The sequence below is a fragment of the Rhodococcus sp. P4_E4 genome, assembly GCF_056401575.1.
In genome coordinates, this window is sequence record NZ_JBFUJB010000007.1 from 73452 (window position 1) to 94086 (window position 20635).

Annotated in this window: 7 protein-coding genes; 3 read left to right on the top strand and 4 right to left on the bottom strand. The window is 63.8% G+C overall.

The genetic code is table 11. From position 1 onward, the window contains the following. The first annotated feature begins 56 nt into the window (after positions 1-56). From AC1DVN_RS10900 to AC1DVN_RS10910, 3 genes are all read left to right on the top strand, one after another. Positions 57-848, top strand: a complete 792-nt coding sequence (locus tag AC1DVN_RS10900; protein WP_477993790.1) for an ABC transporter ATP-binding protein — start codon at positions 57-59, stop codon at positions 846-848. Continuing rightward, on the top strand, positions 845-2467 hold the full coding sequence (locus tag AC1DVN_RS10905) for an ABC transporter permease (protein ID WP_477845965.1): 1623 nt from the start codon (positions 845-847) through the stop codon (positions 2465-2467). Before AC1DVN_RS10900 ends, AC1DVN_RS10905 begins: the two co-directional genes overlap by 4 nt. Positions 2468-3489: 1022 nt before the next feature. Beyond that, positions 3490-4935, top strand: coding sequence for an MFS transporter (locus AC1DVN_RS10910; protein WP_477845964.1), 1446 nt, complete (start codon positions 3490-3492; stop codon positions 4933-4935). On the opposite strand, the gene AC1DVN_RS10915 is transcribed toward AC1DVN_RS10910, so the two are convergent. From AC1DVN_RS10915 to AC1DVN_RS10930, 4 genes are read right to left on the bottom strand one after another with little or no spacing between them, the layout of a single operon-like run. After that, positions 4887-5729, bottom strand: coding sequence for a siderophore-interacting protein (locus AC1DVN_RS10915; protein ID WP_477845963.1), 843 nt, complete (start codon positions 5727-5729; stop codon positions 4887-4889). The genes AC1DVN_RS10910 and AC1DVN_RS10915 overlap by 49 nt on opposite strands. Next, a complete protein-coding gene (gene entS / locus AC1DVN_RS10920; protein ID WP_007735127.1) occupies positions 5726-7027 on the bottom strand; it encodes an enterobactin transporter EntS in 1302 nt (433 codons plus the stop codon). The genes AC1DVN_RS10915 and entS overlap by 4 nt, the downstream gene beginning before the upstream one ends. After that, positions 7024-8037: a Fe2+-enterobactin ABC transporter substrate-binding protein gene (locus AC1DVN_RS10925; protein ID WP_029538034.1), complete on the bottom strand. Its 1014-nt coding sequence runs from the start codon at positions 8035-8037 to the stop codon at positions 7024-7026. Before AC1DVN_RS10925 ends, entS begins: the two co-directional genes overlap by 4 nt. A 40-nt stretch (positions 8038-8077) precedes the next feature. Further along, positions 8078-20539, bottom strand: a complete 12462-nt coding sequence (locus tag AC1DVN_RS10930; protein ID WP_477993791.1) for an amino acid adenylation domain-containing protein — start codon at positions 20537-20539, stop codon at positions 8078-8080. Positions 20540-20635 lie beyond the last annotated feature (96 nt).

Here is a 20635-nt window from a genome sequence, read left to right on the forward strand (position 1 = left end):
CTGCATCGCTCCGATCCGTCTCCGCGCACAGGGCTCCGGACAGTTACCCTCGATCGATGCACCCTCTCCCCGAGACAGGCCAGTTGCCTCCCGGACCAATGGCCTTACAGGTGGAACACCTCTGCATGGCGTTCGGCGCGAAAGTTGCTGTGAACGACCTTTCCCTCGCGGTGCCCTCAGGTTCGTTGTTCGGCCTGGTGGGCCCTAACGGTGCGGGAAAAACGACCACACTGTCGATGGCTGTCGGATTGCTTCGCCCGCACTACGGTCGCAGCCTGGTGTACGGCTACGACGTGTGGAACGACCCTGTCGCAGCGAAGAGTCTGCTCGGCGTTCTACCCGACGGTCTGGCGCTACCCGCCCAGTTCACCGGCTATGAACTACTCACCTATTTCGGACGCCTGCGCGGCATGCCAGAGGACGTCATCGCGTCACGACGCGACGAACTGTTGGCCGCGCTCGATCTCGCCGATGCAGGTGGAACGGTCATCGCCGATTATTCAGCGGGCATGACGAAGAAAATCGGGTTGGCCTCGGCCTTGTTGCACGGCCCTCGCTTACTGGTACTGGATGAGCCGTTCGAAGCTGTCGACCCCATTTCTTCGGCCGGAATTCGGAGCATTCTGCTCTCGTTCGTCCACTCAGGTGGCTCGGTCATTCTTTCCAGTCACGTGATGGCCCTTGTCGAACAACTGTGTACTCACATCGGAGTCATCGCAGACGGTCGCGTCGTGGCTTCAGGAACGGTCGACGAGGTGCGCGCAGGGAACACACTCGACGAGGCATTCGTTCGCCTTGTCGGCAGCCGCAGTCCCAATCCCGACGGACTGTCATGGATGCGCGCATGAGCATTACGAGCTTGCCGACGACGCGCAGCGCCCCAACCTCACTGTGGCGCACTGTTCTCCGCATGCGCGTGACCCTCTACAAACGTCAATTCACCGGCGGCAGAGCCGTCATCAAAGTCGTGGCAGCACTCTTCGGCGTTCTGGGGGCAGCTCTGCTGTGCCTGCAAGCCTCGGGGACGAGCGCGAGCTCTTCCGAACTCGTCAGCGGCACAACCAGTCTCGCACTGTCGGCTATCGGCGTGATGTGGATCTTGATGCCGATCATGTCTGGTCTGTCAGATGACAATCTTCACCCCAGACAGTTCCAACCACTCCCCCTGGAACCCGTCCGACTCGCCAGAGCACTGTTCTCGACGTCGCTGGTCGGTATGACCGTGCCGATTACCGCGTTGGCTGCAGCAGCGATTCCAATTTATGCCGCTACACACCACCCTGCCGCACTGCCATTGGCCATTATCGCTTGGCCCGCAACGGTCCTGCTCATTGTAGGCACCTCACGGGTCGCGATGCTGGCGATGTCGCAGCTCCTGCGGAGTCGTCGCAGCCGCGAACTGGGACTGTTGGTATTCGGCACGTTCTTCGGCGGACTGTATCTGCTGCAATTTCCGCTGCAGAGTCGCCTCGGCACGGTCGTGGACGGCGACGTCACGTGGCCGCTCACGGTCGCGCATTCGATACCGTTCGCGTGGGGAATCACCAGTGTCGACGCAGCAGCAGGAGGCGCCTGGCTCCTCGCCGCCGGAGCAGTCCTCGCCCTGGTGCTGGTCGATCTCGCACTGCTGTGGTCATGGCAACGCCTGGTCGTTCGCTACTTCAACGGGAAGGTCGCAGAATCAGCGGGCGCCACTTCCGTGCAATTGAAGAACCAGGGCCGCGACATTCGAACCGGTTGGCGCGCATCCCGACTGGGCACCGTCATCTCTCGCGAGCTTTCGCTCTGGCACGGAGACATGCGCCGACGAACACAACTGCTCTCCGTTGCCATCATGACCTTGGTCTCCGGCTTCGGACCGCTGATCTCGTCATCGATCCCCTTCTCCGCCGCATGGGGTGCCTGGTTCCTGATCTACCTGGCAATGGCAGCCGGATCGAATCTGTACGGATTCGACGGCGCATCGATCTGGCATCTGGTGATGATCCCCGAAGCCGCTGCCGCTGACGTCCGGGGCCGACAAATCGCGTGGGCAATCGTGATGACACCCTTCGTGGTCGTCGCAACAGCTGCTGTACGGATCTTCGGGGACCTCGGGACCGACCGACTGGCCGTGCCGATCGCCGTCGGCATTTCGATGATGGGAGTCGGTGCAGGATTGGTAGTGGCGATATCCGCCAAAGCGCCCTACCCGGTTCCGGAGATGAAGAAGACGTTCTCCTTCAACACCCGCGGGTCCTTCAACGGCTCGTCCTTCGGACTGATCATCCTCGCCATCGTCATCTTCGCCGCGACAACGGCGCCCGGCGTTCTACTCGGGGCGCTGCTACCAAACCCGGTGAACTATTTCGCCATCCCTGTCGCTGTTGCGATTGGTGCACTTGGTGCTTGGATCGGGGGCCGCGTCGCGATCACCCGTATGCAACGCGAGCCGGATCGGATTCTGTTCGCGGTTACAACCACATGATCGTTGCCCAGATAGTCCGAGAATTTCTGGGCGTCAGCGCAGTAGCCGCAGCTTGCACCAAAAAACTCAGTCTGGACAATCGGATCTATCAGGTAGCTAGGTAGGGCAGCCTCATCGGGTTCGGTCCTCGCATATCGCCGTCGCGCTTTCGTGACATAGCTTCCGCTCGAGCCGAACCATTGCCCTGGAAACATCGCACCACCAAGATGTTTGGCATGCCCCCGGAGCACCACGGTTCCGTACGTGTCGCCGAACGTCCCGGCCGATGCGGGAACTGCGCGCACCCGGCCCCTTCGCTCGAGCGCGGCTGGATCGAGCGCTGCCTCAGGTTCGCACCGCAGCCCGCTCGGTGCGCAGAAATCCTGGTGATGGACCACTACACCGGAGCGATGGAATTCTGCCGGTGCCGACATCTGTTCCACGGGTCCTGATCGCGCCGGATCCTCGAGATCCGCTGCCGAGCCGAGTCCCTCGGCGCCCCGGCTCGACAGCGAAATCACACCTGAATCAGCTCAGCGAACTCAGCAGCGGCTCGAGCAGCTTGTAGAGCTCGAAGATGCCGATGATCGTTGAAATAGAACCCATGATGATCCTCCGTGATTCGTGAACTTTCCGTGACGTCGCGTCACAGGCAGAAAGCTAACAAACCCGGCATGCAAACGGGGACCTTGGATGTGTCCGGCAGATGAACTCCCCGCTGGCAGAGCCCTTTTGGTGACCAGCGTCATGTTCGACGAGAAATACGCCTCATCGTCACATCACCTGACCCTGACCGACCACAACAGCGAAAGTCTGCCGGTTGTGGTCTCGCGATACTTCGCGCCAATTCCGCCCCATCCGGCTCTTGCTTTGTGCGCTGAATCCGATTACATTTCTCCACAATAACGGTACGCGTAACGAAATAACAAGACGCTCTACCGCACTGACCTATATACCCAGTGCCACAACCCTTCCGGACTCTTGCTGGGGCGGCGCTTCGTCGTGTCCAGAAGCCCCTCACTCCCCGATCGAAAGAGAGCACGATGACCACAGAGAGCATCTCCGGAAATCAGCCGCGACCGGTAGCAACTATCGCAAGCCTGACCCTGCTGATCGCTGCCGTCGCCGCGCTCGAAAGCATCATCGTCCCCGCACTCCCCCTGATACAGAGAGACTTCGGAGTGACGGCCGACGTCGGAGCGCTCGCATCCGTCGCTCTGACGTTGAGCACTGTTCTCGTCACGCCGATGGCCGGGCGAATAGCCGACGTGTACGGCGCCCGCCCCACCTTGCTCGCGATCACGACAATCGTCGTCCTGGGCGGCAGCGTGTCCGCTCTTGCAACGATCTTCCCGCTGTTCGTCCTCGGCCAGTTTCTCCAGGGATTCGGGCTCGGGTTGTTGCCCGTGAGCTTCGTGGTCCTACGACGCACTTTGTCCTCGGACCGACTCAAGACGGCCACGGGTTTGCTCGGGGCTGTCGTCGTGGCCGGCGGCGCTCTGGGAGTCGTGCTGGCGGGACCCGTCGCGGAAAACGTCTCACGCACCGCGATGTATGCAGTTCCGACCGCGTTCGTTTTGCTCGGCGCAATTGCTTTTGCCGTGAGCACACCACGAGATCATATGTCGAACGTCGGCGGCCGACTCGATTGGCCGGGAGCTGCCGGATTGGCTCTGGGCTTGTTGACGCTGACGGCGTGGCTGGCGAGCGCATCGAGCAACGGGTGGGGCGCACCGACGTCGATGCTGCTGCTTCTCGCTTCCGCTGCCGTGTTCACGATCTGGGCCAGGTATCAGAGCCGGACAACCGAGCCGATGGTCGACCTGACGATGATGCGGCATCGTTCGATGTGGAGCGCCGTGGTCGTCGGCGTGGTTTTCGGGTTCACCTACGGCGCTGTTGTCTATCTACTTCCGCAGCAACTCGCCGTGCCGGCAGAGAGCGGATTCGGCCGCGGTGCGTCGACCAGCGCCATCGGCTTCCTGCTGTGCGTCGGCTACGGCGCAGCGGTCATCGCGTCGGTGATCTCCGGAAAGCTCGCGCAACGGGTCGGCACGAAAGCCATTGCGGTAGCGGGAGTTGCCTCTCTCGGCCTCAGCGGCGCCGCCGGGGTCTTTGCAACCACGATGTGGCAGATCGTTGTGGTGCTGATCCTTGCGGGTACCGGCGTTGCCGCCGCGTCGACGGCAGTGTTCGTCATCTCCGCCGACAGCGCACCGGCAGACCGCGTAGGTGTCACGACGGCAATAGTCACGATCGCCAGATCGCTGGGTTCTGCTGTGGGAACCCAAATTGCCGCCGGGATCATCGCGAGCGCGACTTCATCCGGCGGCCTTCCCCAGCACTCGGCATTCGCCACGGCTTTCGGAGTGGCGGCAATCGTTGCGATTGTCGGACTCGTTGTCGCGGTGACGATGCCGAAACCGGCGTCAACCGATGTTCAGTGGTCGTCGTCCTCGTCGAAGTCTGCGACTCCGCGCTTCCAGTAGCCCGTGATCAGGTGGTCGCCCGAACTCAGGCCGAGTTCGTCGCGCACGAATCTGCGAATCGGCTTGAGACTGGTGGCCTCACCGGAGATCCAGGCGTAGAGGCGCTCACCTTCGGGCACGGTGACCGTCCGGACTGCCTGCTCGAGCAGATCCGAGTGACCGGCTGGGACGTCACCGCGGTGCAGCCATCGCACCTCGACTCCTTCCGGAACAGTGAGTTCGATTTCCTGTGAAGGGTCGGTGATCTCGACGAACACCCACCCGGCGGCAGCAGCGGGCATCATCTCGAGCCAACGAGCAATGGCAGGAAGGGCGGTGATGTCACCGGCCAGCAGATAGCGGTCGTACGTCCATGGAACTACGACGCCGCCGGGCGGACCTGCCACGTGCACCCGAGTGCCGACGGTGGCCGCCTGAGCCCAATCAGAGGCGTACCCACCTTCGTGGAGCGCGAAGTCGAGGTCCAGCTCCCCCGCCTCGGCGTCGTATCGACGGACGGTGTACTCACGCGAGATCGGCAATGGACGAGGCCACTTCAGGCTGAATCCGTCGCGTTCGGGTAGACGCAAAGTTCCGTCTGCATCCGGGTACACCAGGCGGACATGCTCGTCGGGAGCGTGCGATTCGAAGCCCTCCAACTCCGGTCCACCCAAGGTCAGACGCAACAGTCCGGTCCCGACCATTTCGCTGCGAACAACTTCGAGTTCGCGAATGCCGATGGGGTACGGCACTTTTGCGCCGGTGGTTCCCGCCAGAACTTCGGCGATGGTCGCGAGGTGGTCTCCTCGGTTCATGAACTACCTTCCTTTTCCGGCGGAGCATTCCCCACCGGCACAGTGTTTTCGGAGAGATCGACTTCGTTGATCTCCGAAGTTACCCGGCGCACCGAACCCAATGCTGCCAGGAGCACCAGGCCCAGTGTCACACCGGCGAGCCCCAAGACCAGTAGCGCGGCGCCAGGCTCGAGCCACTGCCCGAGGAACCCGGCTGCCATCGAACCGATCGCCGTACCCGTGACGGCTTGCACCATCCACAGACTGGACACGCGTCCGCGCAATTCGTCCGGCGTGTTCTGTTGAAGGACTGCAAATCTCAGAATGTCGTTGAGTGCGCGGCCGAGGCCGAATCCGGCCAGGCCCAGGAACGCGACAATCGCTGCTCCCGACGCACCCAGTACCACCAGGCCGAGAGGCATCAGCGCAACAGAGATCAACATCGCGGCGCCGTTGCGGTGGACTCGTCCCGTCCACCCGCTGGTGAGGGAACCGACCACAGCGCCGACAGCGGGGGCGCCGTAGAGCAGACCGAGCATGGTGGGTCCGCCGCCGAGAACCTGGTCGACGAAGGCAGGCAGCAACACCATAGGCCCGCTGACGAACATGACCAACAGTCCGCTGATCAGGATGCCGCGAATGACTGTGTGCGTGCCGGCGAATTTCACGCCGGTCACAAGCGCGCGCATCGGGCTTTCGTGATTCGTGCCCGGTGCAGGGGAAGGGCCGATGGCTTGGAACAACGTGACAGTTGCTGCGGTGGCCACCGCAGCAACAAAGTATGTCGCGGGGATGCCGCCGGAGGCGATGATCACGCCGGCGATTGCCGGCGAGATCATCGTCCCGATGTCGGTGGTCAGCGCTACCAAAGCGCCGGCCGCAGCCATCTTGTTGCGCGGCAACAACGTCGGCATCAAAGCCATCAAGGCCGAGCTGCTGACACCGCCGGCCAAGCCGTCGACGGCTGCCGCGACGTAGATGACCCACATCGACGGGTGTGGCAAGAGCGCATTGCACCCGAGAATGACAAAGCCGAGACCCGCAGCACTGCGGGCCAACTGGATGGTGCGTCGCCGGTCGTAACGATCAGCGAGCACACCGCCGAACAGGCTGCCGAAGAACATGGCGATGGCCATCGCCGTGGACACTCCGGCAACCTGCAAGGTCGAGCCGGTGAGCTGGTACGTCTGTGCGGGAACGGCTACGACGAGCAGTCCGATCCCGAGCAGCGAGATCAATCGCGCGGAAAACGCGTACCTGAATGGACGGCTGGTCCGCAACGGTGAAACATCGATCACCAGCCCACCGAATCGAGTCATGCGAAGGTCTGGCCGATCAGGTCGAGCGTAGCCATTGCGCCGTCGTAGTCAGGACGGTAGCTGGTGGCGGGGAGCTCGAACGTCGTGCCTGCCTTGAAGGACGGCAGCTGCGAGTAGAGCGGATCGGTGGCAAGTTCGGCCATCGGGCGACCGGACACCGGAATCACAAAGGCGACAGGAGCATCGGCGACCTGCGAGAGCAGTTCCGGGCTGACCTCGAACGAGTCACCCGAGCCGAAGAGCTGCGGGTTGCCGGCCTTGGCCATGACGTCGTCGGCCTTGAAACCGAGCTCGGCGAGCATTGCGGGGAGCGCTGCCGTCGGCGGCACGAGGTACGGCTTGTTGTTGGCGAGCGAGAGAATGTAGACGACGTTGCCCTCGGGAACCTTGATCTTGCCCTTGACCTCTTTGACCTTGTCGTCGTACGCGCTGATCAGTGCCGGAACCTTGTCCGAACGACCTGCGGCATCGGCGACGATCTCGAGCTGCTTGTCCCAGTTGGCAACCGTCTTGGGGACCAACACGGTGGGTGCGATAGCAGTCAGCTGGTCGTAGAGTTCCTCGGCCTGAACCGAGGTGATGCCCTGTCCACCGCCGATGATCAGGTCGGGTTCAGCCGCTGCGACGGCTTCGATGTTGAGCTGCTCGCCGGCCGGCAATTCCTTGGTGCCCTGCGCCTTTGCGGCATCCGACCATGCCGGCGGGAATCCACCGTCGAGGTTCGTGACACCGAGGACGCGGGTATCGGTGGCAACCACCGGTGCGTCCAGGGCGTACAGGTATCCGGCGAGACCGCCGCTCAGAACCACGATGCGCTCCGCCGACGCGGGCACGGTGACCGAGCCCTTTTCGGTTTCGATCACGCGCGTCGTGGGCTCTGCAGCCTTGGTCGGTTCGTCGTTCGAATCGCTACTGCAACCGATCATCGCCACGAGTGCGACGATCAGCAACCCTGCGATGGCGACGAATCGTCGCCAACTCCGTATCGCGAGGGGCGGTGTGGACTTCATCATTGAGCTCCCATTGTGTTTCAACTGTGTGGTTTTCAAACTATGTGGCCGTGCGTTTCGACAAATGGCTGTCGAGCAGCGGGGCAATTGCCGCCCACCCGGCTGGGGTCACCAATCCGGCGTGGTCGTACGGCAGATGGTGTACTGCCATGTCCCGGTCCCCGCGGACTCTGCGCCAGCGATCGGCCAGCAGCTGTCCGGACGCCTCGGCGTCGGCGGTGATCAGAGTAACCGGTCCGTCGTAGGTTGTGTCAGTCGAGCGGGCCACGAGCAAACGAGTGGCATCAAAACCCGCCCGAACATCCTCGACCAGTCCCGGTGCCTGAGTGAGGATCTCGGGTGGCAGGGCGGCGGCCAGATCTCGGTCGTCGGCATCGTCGCGACCGCGATCGTCACGATCTCCCAGTGGATGAGTATCGATCAGACCGGCGAACTCCACCGTCTCGCCGATACCGACCAGCTGAACCGCCATCGCGGCAACGACGTTGCCACCGAACGAGTAGCCGAGCAGGTGGTACGGCCCGCTCGGCTGAACGCCCCGAATCGTGTCGACGTACATCGCTGCCAGTTGGTCCACGTTCGTCGGTTCGAGTGGCTCACCGGCAACTGTGGGAAGTTGCAGGCCGAACAGTGGACGGTCAGCCTCGAGGACACCGATCAAAGGTGCAAAGGGCCAAGCGAATCCACCGGCCGGATGCACGCAGAACAGTGGTTCTTCGCTGCCTTCGGCTCGGAGTGTCAGAAGGCGATCGCGACTTAAATCGATTTCGGACGCCGACTCGCCAAGGTGTGCTGCAAGTTCTGCAACTGTCGGACGGGCCATCAGCGTTCCCACACCGACGCTCACCGACAGGTCATGCTCCATCTCCCCCACCAGTCGCATGGCTCGAAGCGAGTCGCCGCCGAGATCGAAGAAGCTCTCGTCGGGATCGACGGCCTCGACGCCGAGTACCCGCGCAAAGACCTGGCACAGTTGCCTTTCCATCTCGGTTCGCGGTGCTCGGGCCGCTGCTCGGGCGGGGGGTGCCGGCAACGCACCGCGGTCCAGTTTTCCGTTGGGCGTCAGCGGAATCGAATCCACGACGACGATGTCCGACGGAACCAGGTGTGCCGGTACGCGTTCCCGCAACGCAGCTCGCAGATCGGTTGAATCAGCGCCGGGTTCTTCGATGACGTACCCGACCAGTCGCGGCGGCCCACCGCCTTCGCTACGGACTGACGCTGCCGCTCTCAACACTCCCGGCAACGACGCCAGCGCGGATTCCACTTCACCCAATTCGATCCGAATGCCTCGGATCTTGACCTGATGGTCTGCGCGACCCAGATATTCGAGTTCGCCGTCGCGGCGACGCAGAACGACGTCACCCGTGCGGTACATGCGGTGACCGACCGAGTAGGGATCAGCGACGAATACGGAAGATGTCAGCGCGGTCCGGTGAAGGTAACCCATCGCCGTTCCGTCACCGGACATGTACAGCTCGCCCGCCGCTCCGATCGGAACCTCCCGCAGCCCCGAATCGAGTACCCGCGCGGACGCGTTCAGAATCGGACGACCCAAGCACGGTGTCTCGCTCCCCTGAACCGGGGATCCCATCGCGTTGATCGTGAACTCCGTCGGCCCGTAAAGGTCGTACCCGTCGACACCGTCCTGATCGCGCAATCGCGACCACAGTTCGGCAGGTACAGCTTCTCCTCCGAGCATCACCAACACAGGCGTCCGCTCCCCGTCGAGGAGACCGGCGGCCATCAGTTCCCGTGCATACGAGGGGGTTACATTCACGACGTCGATACCGACTTCGCGGTAATGCTTCACCAGAGACGCGGGGTCCAGTCGCGCCTGCTCGTCGATCACGTGAACTTCATGCCCCGCGAGCAACCAGAACAGTTCCTCCCACGACATGTCGAACGAGAACGAGACTGTGTGCGCGATGCGCAAACGTCGGCCACCCACACTGTTTTCGGTCGGAGTGAAGATCTCGGCCTTGTGATTGTGATACATCGTCGTCAACCCGCGGTGACCCACCACGACGCCCTTGGGTTTTCCGGTACTGCCCGAGGTGTAGATGACGTAGGCAGGCTGGTCCGGTGAGGTCGGCCCGCACACCGCGGCCTCGTCGACTACAGGTGCCGGGGACTGCCCGTCGAGTACCCCGGTTACGTCCGGGTCGTCGAGGACCAGACATACCTGTCCGTCCGGAACAACAAGGTCACGCGTCTGAGTCGTGGTGATCACCAGCGCCGCATCGCTGTCGAGGATCAGTTCGCGCAGGCGTGCCGGCGGGTGAGCCAGATCCAAGGGAAGGTATGCCGCTCCGGTTCTCATGACCGCGAAGATCGCTACGACGTGATCGGCGGTACGCGGAAGTGCGAGCGCCACAACACGGGTCGATCCCGCGCCTGGCACCGACTGCCCCAGCGCCGAAGCGAGTATCCGTGCCAGCCTGTCCACTCGAGTGTTCATCTCGGCTGCGCTCAGTGTGACGTCTCCGAAGACCAGCGCCGTCTCGTCCGGAGTTGCCGCTGCCCTTTCGCGGAGCAAGGCGTCCACGCTACCGCCGGCCTGGTCCGGCCGCGGCATCACAATGTGCTCCGAAGCGAATTCCGCGGGGGTGCGCGAAAGCGGAACCGCCGTGTCCGCCACCGTGGCGGTATCGGAATTCGCCATCACTTCGAGGATCGTGATGGTGCGTGAAAGAACGTCCCGAGCCACGTCGTGGGGAATCAGGTCGGGACGATTTTCGAGAGTGAGCGCCATCGGCGCATCCCCGACCCCCGGATCCACGTCGAGCGTGAGCGCATAGTGGGTGCCGTCCACTGCGTCGAACCCGACGATTCCACTGCGCCCGAACGTGTCTCGACGTGCCTGTTCGTCACGAGGCGTGTTGCGGAAGACGTAGAGCGTGTCGAACAGTGTTGCGAACCCAGCGCTTCGCTGCACGTCGCCGAGCCCGAGATGGTGCTGCCCCAGCAGCGATCCCTGTGCACGGAACAGGCGTCCGAGCAACGCCGAGATCTCCTCGCCTGGCCGGACCCGGACACGCACGGGAATGGTGTTGAGCGCCAAGCCCACCATGCGGTCGGCGCCCTCGACCTCGGGTGAACGTCCCGAAACCGTCGATCCGAAGACCACGTCGTCACGCCCCGTCACGGCGCGCAATGCCAGGCCCCACGCCGCAGAGACGACGGTGGACAGCGTCACTCCGCTACGTCTGGCCAGCTCGCGAACGTGCTCGGTGATGCTCTGTTCGAGCTGAACGCGGGTGAACACCGGCAACGGAGCGCGTCCGCCTGATCCCGTACCACCCACGAGTGTGGGTTGCTCGAGATCCGCGAGGTAGTCCTTCCAGGACGAGAGGGCGTCCGTGCGATCCGCTTCGGCGATCCATCGCAGGTGATCACGGAAGTCCGCAGGCTTGTCGAGCGCGCCGTCGAGTCCAACCGGGTCCGTGCCGTGAGTGCGAGCAAACTCGTAGAGCGCAAACAACTCCGCGTACATCAAGGTCTGCGACCAACCGTCGGTCAGCAGGTGGTGCTGAGTGAAGACGAGATGCGCTCCCCCACCCGGTAACCAGACCAGCACCATTCGAATGAGTGGTGGTGCACTCAAGTCGAAGAGCGTGCCGAATTCGGCCTCGTCGACGGCGCGAACCTCGCGATCGATGTCCTCGGTCGCAACTGCGCTCAGATCGATCTCGCGGAAAGGCATTTCGGCTGCCCTGGGCACGAACTGCACCGGAGCGTCGAAACCGGCGTGTGTGAAGCCGGCCCGCAGGTTCGGATAGCGCCGCAAGAGCGCATCCCCCGCTGCTCGGAGTGAGCGAACGTCGACGGCAGCATCGGCGGAGAACTCGAATCGCGGCTGCATGTGATAGACATCCGTACCGCCGGCGCCGTCGAGAACCGACTGGAAGTACATGCCTTCCTGCAAGGGACCGAGTGGCAGCACGTCCTGCCAGCCCGGGCTCAGCGACTCGAGCCGTGCCCGACGATCCGCATCGACGGCTACGAGTGGGCTCGGCACACGATCCGGCGCGGTGTCGGGCAATGCCTTTCGGTCCACCTTGCCGTTGAGGGTGAGCGGGAGTGCTTCGAGCACCGTGATGCTCTGCGGCACCATGTGCTCGGGGAGCAGCCGCGCAATCTCCTTGCGCACCAGAACCGAATCGAGCGTGGTTCCACCTTCGGGAACCACATATCCGTGCAGACTTCCGGTGCCCGCCGCATCGACACGGACGGTGGCTGCCGCGCGGAACACACCGGCCACCGATCCGAGCGCGCCTTCGACCTCGCCGAGCTCGATGCGGAAACCGCGAACCTTCACCTGATCGTCCGCACGACGAAGGAACTGCAAAACCCCTCGCCTGCGTCGGACCAGATCACCGGTGCGGTAGAGGCGTGCCCCCGGCAGAGAAGGATCGGCAACGAACCGAGCTACGGTCAGATCGGGGCGATTCAGGTATCCGCGGACCACCTGCGCACCGCCCAGATACAGCTCGCCCGCAACGCCTTCCGGAACCTCACGCAGGTCGTCGTCGAGGATTCGCACGTGCACGTCGGTCCAGGGCTGACCGATCGTGACTCGGTCGCCGGTCGTGATGACCGAAGATGTCGCCCACACCGTGGCCTCGGTGGGTCCGTAGACATTCCGGACCGAAGCAGCGTTGGCCACCAGATCGTCAGCCAGATCCTGCGGGAGGGCTTCCCCTCCCACCAGGGCTCGCACCATGGCGAGCCCGACTGCGTTCTCGTGTTCGGTGACCACTCGCCACAGAGCCGGCGTTGCCTGCATCACTGTCGCATCGCTTGCGATGATCAACGCCGACAACGCATCCGGATCGCGAACCGTCCTGCGGTCTGCGATCACGACAGTCGCGCCCGCTGCGAGCGGGCACAGCAACTCGAGTGCGGCGATGTCGAACGACACCGTTGTCACCGCGACGATGCGATCGCCGGGCCTGATCCAGCAATCCTCGAGTACCGTGTCCGCGAAGGCCGCGAGGTTGCCCGTCGAGACCATCACGCCCTTGGGGCGACCCGTCGAACCGGAGGTGTGGATCATGTAGGCGAGGTGATCACCCGCCGCGGGCGGTGAAGGAAGCACAACGCCCGAGTTGGTGAACTCACCGTCCACGAAGACACTCGTGGCGACCGTCGACGGAAGTTGCCCGGCGCTGTCGATACTGGTCAGGACACACACCGGGGCCGCGTCCTCGATCATGAACTCGAGCCGCTCACTCGGGTAGTCGACGTCGAGTGGCAGGTACGCCGCACCAATACGCAGTACCGCGAGCAGTCCGGCCACCAGATCCGCATCTCGATCGAGCGCGACGGCGACTACCTTCTCGGGTCCGGCGCCGGCCGCGAGAAGTTCGCGGGCCAGCTCGTCGACGCGCGCCGACAGTTCCCCATAGGTAATTCCGACCTCGCCGGAGATCACCGCGACGTCGTCGGGGTGACGGCTGACGTGTCGAGCGAACAACTGCGAGATCCCCGACGGCGGCGTCGCGCGTCGGCCCGGATCGCGATCCCACTTGCTTTCCGACAATCGCAGATCCGCGACGACAGTGCTGTTTTCGTGACCGAGGACCGCGATCACACCGTCGAGCAATGCGTCCGCAGTCGCGGCGTCGAACAGCCCGGCATCAACCGTCAATCGAAGTTCTGTTGCGGTTCGGACGAATTCGAGGTCGACGCTATTTCCGGGCGAGTGACCGACACGGGCAGCGAACAGACTGCTGGTGGGACGCCCGAGTAGATCGGCGATTCGGTCCAGGCTGACATCGGAATGCGCAAGTGCCTCAGAGACAGCGTTTTCGACTCGTCGAACGACATCGGCAATTCTCGGCCGACCGGACAGATCGACCCGAATCAGGCTGTCAGTCCCTTCCGAGAACAGTCCGACCGCAAGGTCCCGACCGCCACCGAAGCCGTTCAGCGTCGCCGCCACTGCGGCCAACAGCACCGCGTCGAATCCTGATCCGTCACCGAACCGAGCATCGCGTAGCTGACGAACGTAGGTGTGCGGGCGGTACTCTTCGCCGCGCGGGCGATCGTAGGGAAGGTCCGTTTCGAGGGGCAAGCCCGCGAGCGTGCGAACCCAATACCGCTCGTGATCAGGATTTCCCGCCACTGCCGGGGCGCGGAACGTCGCCACGGTCACGGCGGGTCGATCGACGACAGCAACCGAATCCGGCGAGAACTTCTTCTGATCGACGCGTGCGGCCATTGCAAGACCGTGGGGGGTCGGGGTGTCGAAGACATCGGAGACGACGACGCGTATTCCCAGCTTCCGCAGACTTCCCACCAACCGCATCGCTGTGAGCGAGTGACCGCCGAGAGTGAAGAAATTGTCGCCCGGATCGACGTCGGGAATCTCCAACACCGTTGCGACACAGGCGCACACTGCATCGACGACCGCTGGATCGACATCGATCGCTTGATCAGACGCGGCCGCCTTTTTCGTGACAGCCACCATTTTTGTGACAGCCACCGCATCGGCAACGCGGCGGGTCTGTCGGACAACCGAGAGCACCGCGGATGCGGGAGCTGTCGGCTCGGTCAGCAACCCACGCAGGATCTCCGCGAGCCGTGTGACCATTCGCTGCGCCGTGGCTTCGGAGACAACTGCCGGATCGTGGTACAGGACCAGATCCAGACCGGTGCTCGGCGGCGCCATCAACGTCATCGGATAGTGCGTGACTCCGCGGTTGGTGAATCCCTCGACTCGAAGTGTGTGCGATGCAGGCTGTCCCGCACCGGAGTTCGGGAAGTTCTCGAACACCAGGAGCGTGTCGAACAGTTGACCGATCCCGGCGATGCGTTCGATCTCGGCCAAACTGGTGTGCTCGACGTCCACGATGTCGAACTGCGCGTTCTGCAGACCGACGAACTGATCCAGCAAGGGCTGATCCGCGACGATGTCGAGGCGGGCCGGAATCGTGTTGCTGAACAACCCGACCATTCCCTCCACCCCGGAGAGTTCGGCAGGTCGGCCGGACACCGTGGCCCCGAACACGACGTCCCACTGTCCCGTCGCTTCGGCGAGCGCCGCTGCCCACGCACCCTGAACCAGGGTGTTGACCGTCAGCGCTCGCGCACGACCGAGTTCGATCAGCGCTTCGGCGTCCGATGTCGCGAGAGGAACCTCGAGCGCGACGGGCACACTTCGCGGCGCCCCTGCGTCGGCAACGAGAGTCGGCGCGGTGAGCCCACGCAGACGCTCACTCCACACTGCGCGGGCAGAGTCCTGATCACGGCCGGCGATCCATGCCAAGTAGTCGCGATACGGCGTCGGCGCAGGAAGGTGCGCATCGCCGTCGTGGTAGACGTTCATCAGCTCGCGCAGGACGATCGGAGTCGACCACCCGTCGGTGAGCAGGTGATGCGCATTGAGGACCAAACGGTGCACCCCGCCGGGCAGCCGAATCAGCAGCGCACGCAGCAGAGGCGGTGTACTGACATCGAAGACGTAATCGGCGGCCTCGTCCTCGAGCTGATCTGCAGAGCGGAATGCAGTGTCAGCTGGAACGGAGGTCAGGTCGACCGAACGCCACTCGACTTTTGCACCGCGCGGAATGATCTGAACGGGCCGTTCGAACTGCTCGTAGTGGAAAGCTGCGCGTAGGTTCGGGTGCCTGTCGATCACGGTCTCGAACGCGTCGGCCAACTTCACCTCGTCCAACGGGCCGGAGAGGTCGAAGCGTGCAGTAAGGGTGTAGACGTCTGCTTCGCCGTCACGGACCGCGTGGAACAGGAGGCCTTCTTGTAGCGGCGACAGCGGAAGTACATCGGCAAGCGGTCCGTGGACGGCTTCGAGTTCGTTGATCCCGGCTTGATCGACCACCGCGCCCTGGCCGAAGATCGTCGCCGAGCAATCGGAAGGCGTCAAACCACCCTCGAAGAGCGCGGCATGCGCGGTCAGGGCAGCGAGCGCACGTTCCCAATGCTCTTGCAGCTCGACGATCGTCGCGGCGTCGAGCACTGAACCCGCCGCAGTCCATTCGACTGCCAGCGTCGTCGAGTCGTCCTCTCGGACAAATGCGTTGAGCGCCAGCACTTCCGACATTGCCTTGCTCGCCGGTTCGATGACCGCGAATGGATCCTGCTCCGGCAATCGCCATCCGGTTCCGGGTAGGGACGGGAAGCGGCCGAGATAGTTGAGCAACAGTTCAGGTGTAGCGCACGCGGAAAGGTCAGGTGCGGTGTCGCGATCCAGATGCCGCAGAACTCCGTAGCCGACTCCACCTCCGGGTACGGCGCGTTTTGCTTCCTTCACCGCACGAAGCAGATGCCCGGCTGCTGCTCCGCCGCTCAGTGCGTCGGCAAGATCGTCTGCGGTGAGCAGTGCATCGGTGGGAACCCGGACGGGGAACTCACTGGTGAACCACCCGATGGTTCCGGCGAAGTCGGTGTCGCTGGTGAGCGCGTCGCGGCCATGGCCTTCGACGGTGACTGTCTGCGCGGGCATCCCGATGAGGCCGCGGCCGTGCTGCCATGAGCGCAAGGCAAGCATCAAACCCGCGAGAAGCACTTCGTCGGCCTTGGCTCGATACGCCGCCGGAAGCGTGGTCAACAGCGCGTCGGTGACAGCCGGGGGTGCAACAGTTGTCGTGCGAGAGGCGGTTGCGGTGACGTCGACTTTCGGGTCGAGACGACGACTGCCGATCGGCTCGTCGTCCGCCTGTACCGACGCGGATTTCCAGTACTCGAGCTCTGACGCCCTGCTGCCCGAGGCCCCGAATTCTGCGAGCAACCCCGCGTATCGGCGCCACGAACTTCCGCCAGCACCCAGCCGGGCCGACCTACGCTCGCGCGCTGCATCGGTAGCTTCGTGGAGGTCTGGAAGCAGAATTCGCCAGGACACACCGTCGACGATCAAATGGTGAGCCACGACGATCAAGTGGTCGGGTCGACCGGCCGCGGTATTGACCAGTACGACTCGCAGGAGTTCACCGGCGCGCGGGTCGAGACTCGCCGCCGACGCCTCCGCGAGCTCTCTGATCCGGGGCAGCTCCGAGGTGTCGGACACCTCGCGAACGAGTCCCTCGCTGCGCACCGCGCCGGCGTCCCGGACGATCAATTCGGTAGTGCCGCTGTCGTTGTCACGGCGCAGGAGCAGACGTAGAGCGTCATGGTGATCAAGGATCGTCTGCACGCCGGACTGCAGGTCGCCCAGCGAGAGGCCGTCGTCGATGCGCACTGCGGTCCACTGCGCGTAGCCCGCAATTGCCTCGTCTGTCGGATTCTTGTCGATCAGTGCCCGAACGATCGGCGGAGCGATCACGGTGCCGGTCGCCACGTCCGCAACCGAGGCTACGGCGTCGGCGTCATCGGCAATCTCACGCGCCGCAGCGGCGATGGTTCCCAGATCTCGCTGTGCAAGTAGCTCTTTCGGAGCAACGACCAGTCCGCGCACCCGCAGGCGACTGCTGACACTGATTGCCGTGATGCTGTCACCACCGAGACCGAAGAAATCCTCGTCCACGCCGACGCGCTCGCGGCCTAGCACCTCGGCCACCACGTCACAGAGGATTTCCTCGTGCGGTGTCGATGCAGCGCGACCTTCCGATTCGGTAGCCGGCGCAGGTAGTGCCGCACGATCGAGCTTTCCGTTCACCGTGACGGGCAGTTCGTCCAGAACGACGATCGCGGCCGGAACCAAATGATCCGGTACGCGACCGGCGAGGTCTCGGCGCAATTCTTCCTGCGGCGGAAGCGTTGTGCCGGCGGCGGCTACGACGTAGCCGACCAGGCTGGGCCGTCCACCATCCGTACGGATCAGCGCGGCGGCCGCGCCGATTCCGGGCACCGATCCGAGAACAGCCTCGACCTCGCTCAACTCGACGCGATGTCCGCGGATCTTCACCTGCTTGTCGCTACGACCGATGAAGTCGTATCCCCGCCCGGGTACCCAGCGCGCGACGTCCCCGGCGCGGTACATCAGATCCCCCGGAGCCCCGAAAGGATCTGCGACAAAACGCTCGGAGGTCGCTCCGGCGCGACCGAGGTATCCCCTGGCCAATTGCGGTCCGGCCAGATAGAGCTCACCTCGTTCACCGTCGGCGACCGGTTCGAGCGCGCTGTCGAGCAGGTACGCACGGGTCCCCGCGAGCGGGTACCCGATACGCGGTCCGGCACCTTCGACCGTGGTCGCGATCGCGTCGACCGTCGTTTCGGTGGGGCCGTACAGGTTTCGAGCGGGAACACCGGATTCGATGATCGCGTCCCACAGTGCGGGCGGTGCCGCCTCGCCGCCCACGACGAGGAGCTGCAACCGCTGCGTACGCAGCAATCCGTTGTCCACCATCGCTGCCGCCATCGACGGCGTCGTGTCGACCACGTCGACGCAATCTCGCTCGAACGCCGCGACCAGGGCAACGGCATCCTTCTGCAGTTCTTCGTCGTATACGTGCACCCGATGACCACAAAGCAGCCACAACAGCTGATCGAGAGACGCGTCGAAGGCGAACGACGCCGTATGCGCGGTGTGCAGTTGCCGATTTCCGACGCGTTCGGCCGTGTCCCGGTAGATGGTGGCGCGGTGATGGTGAAGCAGGTGCGCCAATCCACCACTTCTGACCAGCACTCCCTTGGGCTTGCCTGTCGATCCCGAGGTGTAGATGACATACGCCAGGTGATCACCATGCCGCGCCGTCGCCAGTTCACCGAGTTCGAGTGGAAACTCGGAATGGGCACGGAGGTCTTCGCGCACTGCGGCGGAATCGAGTACGAGCGGGTCGGGTCGAGAATCTCCGACGAGTTGCTCGGCCAGCGCGGAAGTGGTGAGCACCACTTTCGGTTGCGCGTCGTCGATCAGATCCCGCAACCGCTCGGCCGGGTGCTGCGGATCCAGGGCCACGTACGCTGCGCCCGCGTTCAGTGTCGCGAGCAGAGCCACCACCATCTCGGAGGTACGCGGAAGTGCAAGTCCGACAATGTCGTCCGGGCCGACATTGCGAGCCCGAAGCAACCGGGCGAGTTTGTGGACGCGGCCACCGAGTTCTGCGCCTGTCAGACGTTCCTCACCGCACACCAGGACCGTGTCATCCGCATGATCGGCGACGATGCGGTCGAAGACGTCCGGGACGAGGGCGACGGAGCCAGGCACAGGTTCAATTTCACGGCCGGCAAGGATCCGCGCAGCTTCGGGTGCCGGCATCATCTGCACCTGTCCGACGGCAGGGTCTCCCTCCCCCACCATCGCGTTGACGATGCTCACGAAACCAGCGAGGCGACGCTGAACCGAATCCCGAGTGTTGGTGCGCGCGTCCACTTCGAACCCGAGGAGAACTTCGCCGTCCGCGATGGGGGTGACCGTCAAACCCAGGTCCTCGGGCGGACCTCCGGCGACGTTACGTAGTACACCCACAGCGCCGGCGAAATCGAGGGCGAAGTCGAAAGCCTTGAGATTGATTCCGATCCCGTGAAGCAGTGCGCCCGTGCCGGCGACGCCCAGGTCCCGAGCAAGATTCTCACCGCGGTAGCGCTGGTGTGCGCGCAGGCTTTTCATCGTGGCGGCCACCTGCTTGCTCAGGTCACCGAGTCGATCGTGGCTGCGAATCGTCAACCGGAGAGGCAGAACGTTGACTGCCATGGCCGGGGTCTTGAGTGCCGTGCGCCCCACGCGCGCCATGAGTGGCATCGCGACGACAACATCCGTCTCACCGAGCAACCGGTGGAGAAACGCGCCGTAGCAGGCGATCAGCGCCTCGGCCCACGTTGTTCCCGTCGCGTCTGCCACCTCTTTGAGGCGGCCGAGGGCGTCGGCACTGATGACCTCGCGAACCTGGATCGTTCGTTCCGCCGGACCGGTGACCTGCTGGCCGCGTCCGTCCAACGCGGGAAAAGGCGTCAGGACATCACGCCAATAGTCACGATCTTCGACGAACTGGTTGCCCGCCCGGTACGCCTCGTCCTCGCTGACCAGATCTGTCATAGAACCGAATCGCGTTGGCGCGACCTCGGTTCCCTTCTTCGCGGCCGTGTAGTGCGCGGCGACTCGACGCGAAATCATTGCTGCGCTGTATCCGTCGACGATCAGGTGGTGATAGAGCTGGATGCACCAGATCTCGCGATCGGACAGCCTGATCAGCGAGTACGTGTACAGAGGGCGCTCCACCATCAGGCGGCAGTACTCGGACGCCCGGCTGCGCTCGGCGTCGACCAGTGCGTGCGCCACGGCTACGGGATCGCGCTCGTCACGGACGTCGGTGATCGGGATGATGCCAACCGGCTCGTCGGAGATGTACTGACGCGGGCCGTCCGCCGTCTCGATCATCCGCAGCCGCATGGTTTCGGCTTCGCCGATCGTCGCCCTGATGGCGGCCGTCAGAAGTTCGGTGTCGATCGGTTCGTCGCCCGAGATTTCGAGCACCTCACCGACGAGATAGCTCCGAGATTCGGGATCAAGCCTTTGTGCGTTCCAAATCCCGAGTTGAGCTCCTGTGAGAGCAAACGTAGCTTCGTTTGCCGCTCCGGAGTTCGAACCTGGAAGAACGCTCACACTGATCCCCTCGTCTGTGGACACACGTCACCCAAGGGTGACCTAACGTCGTTTTGGGTAGCCTAAACTAAATGTCGATGAATCGGGGAATCCGCC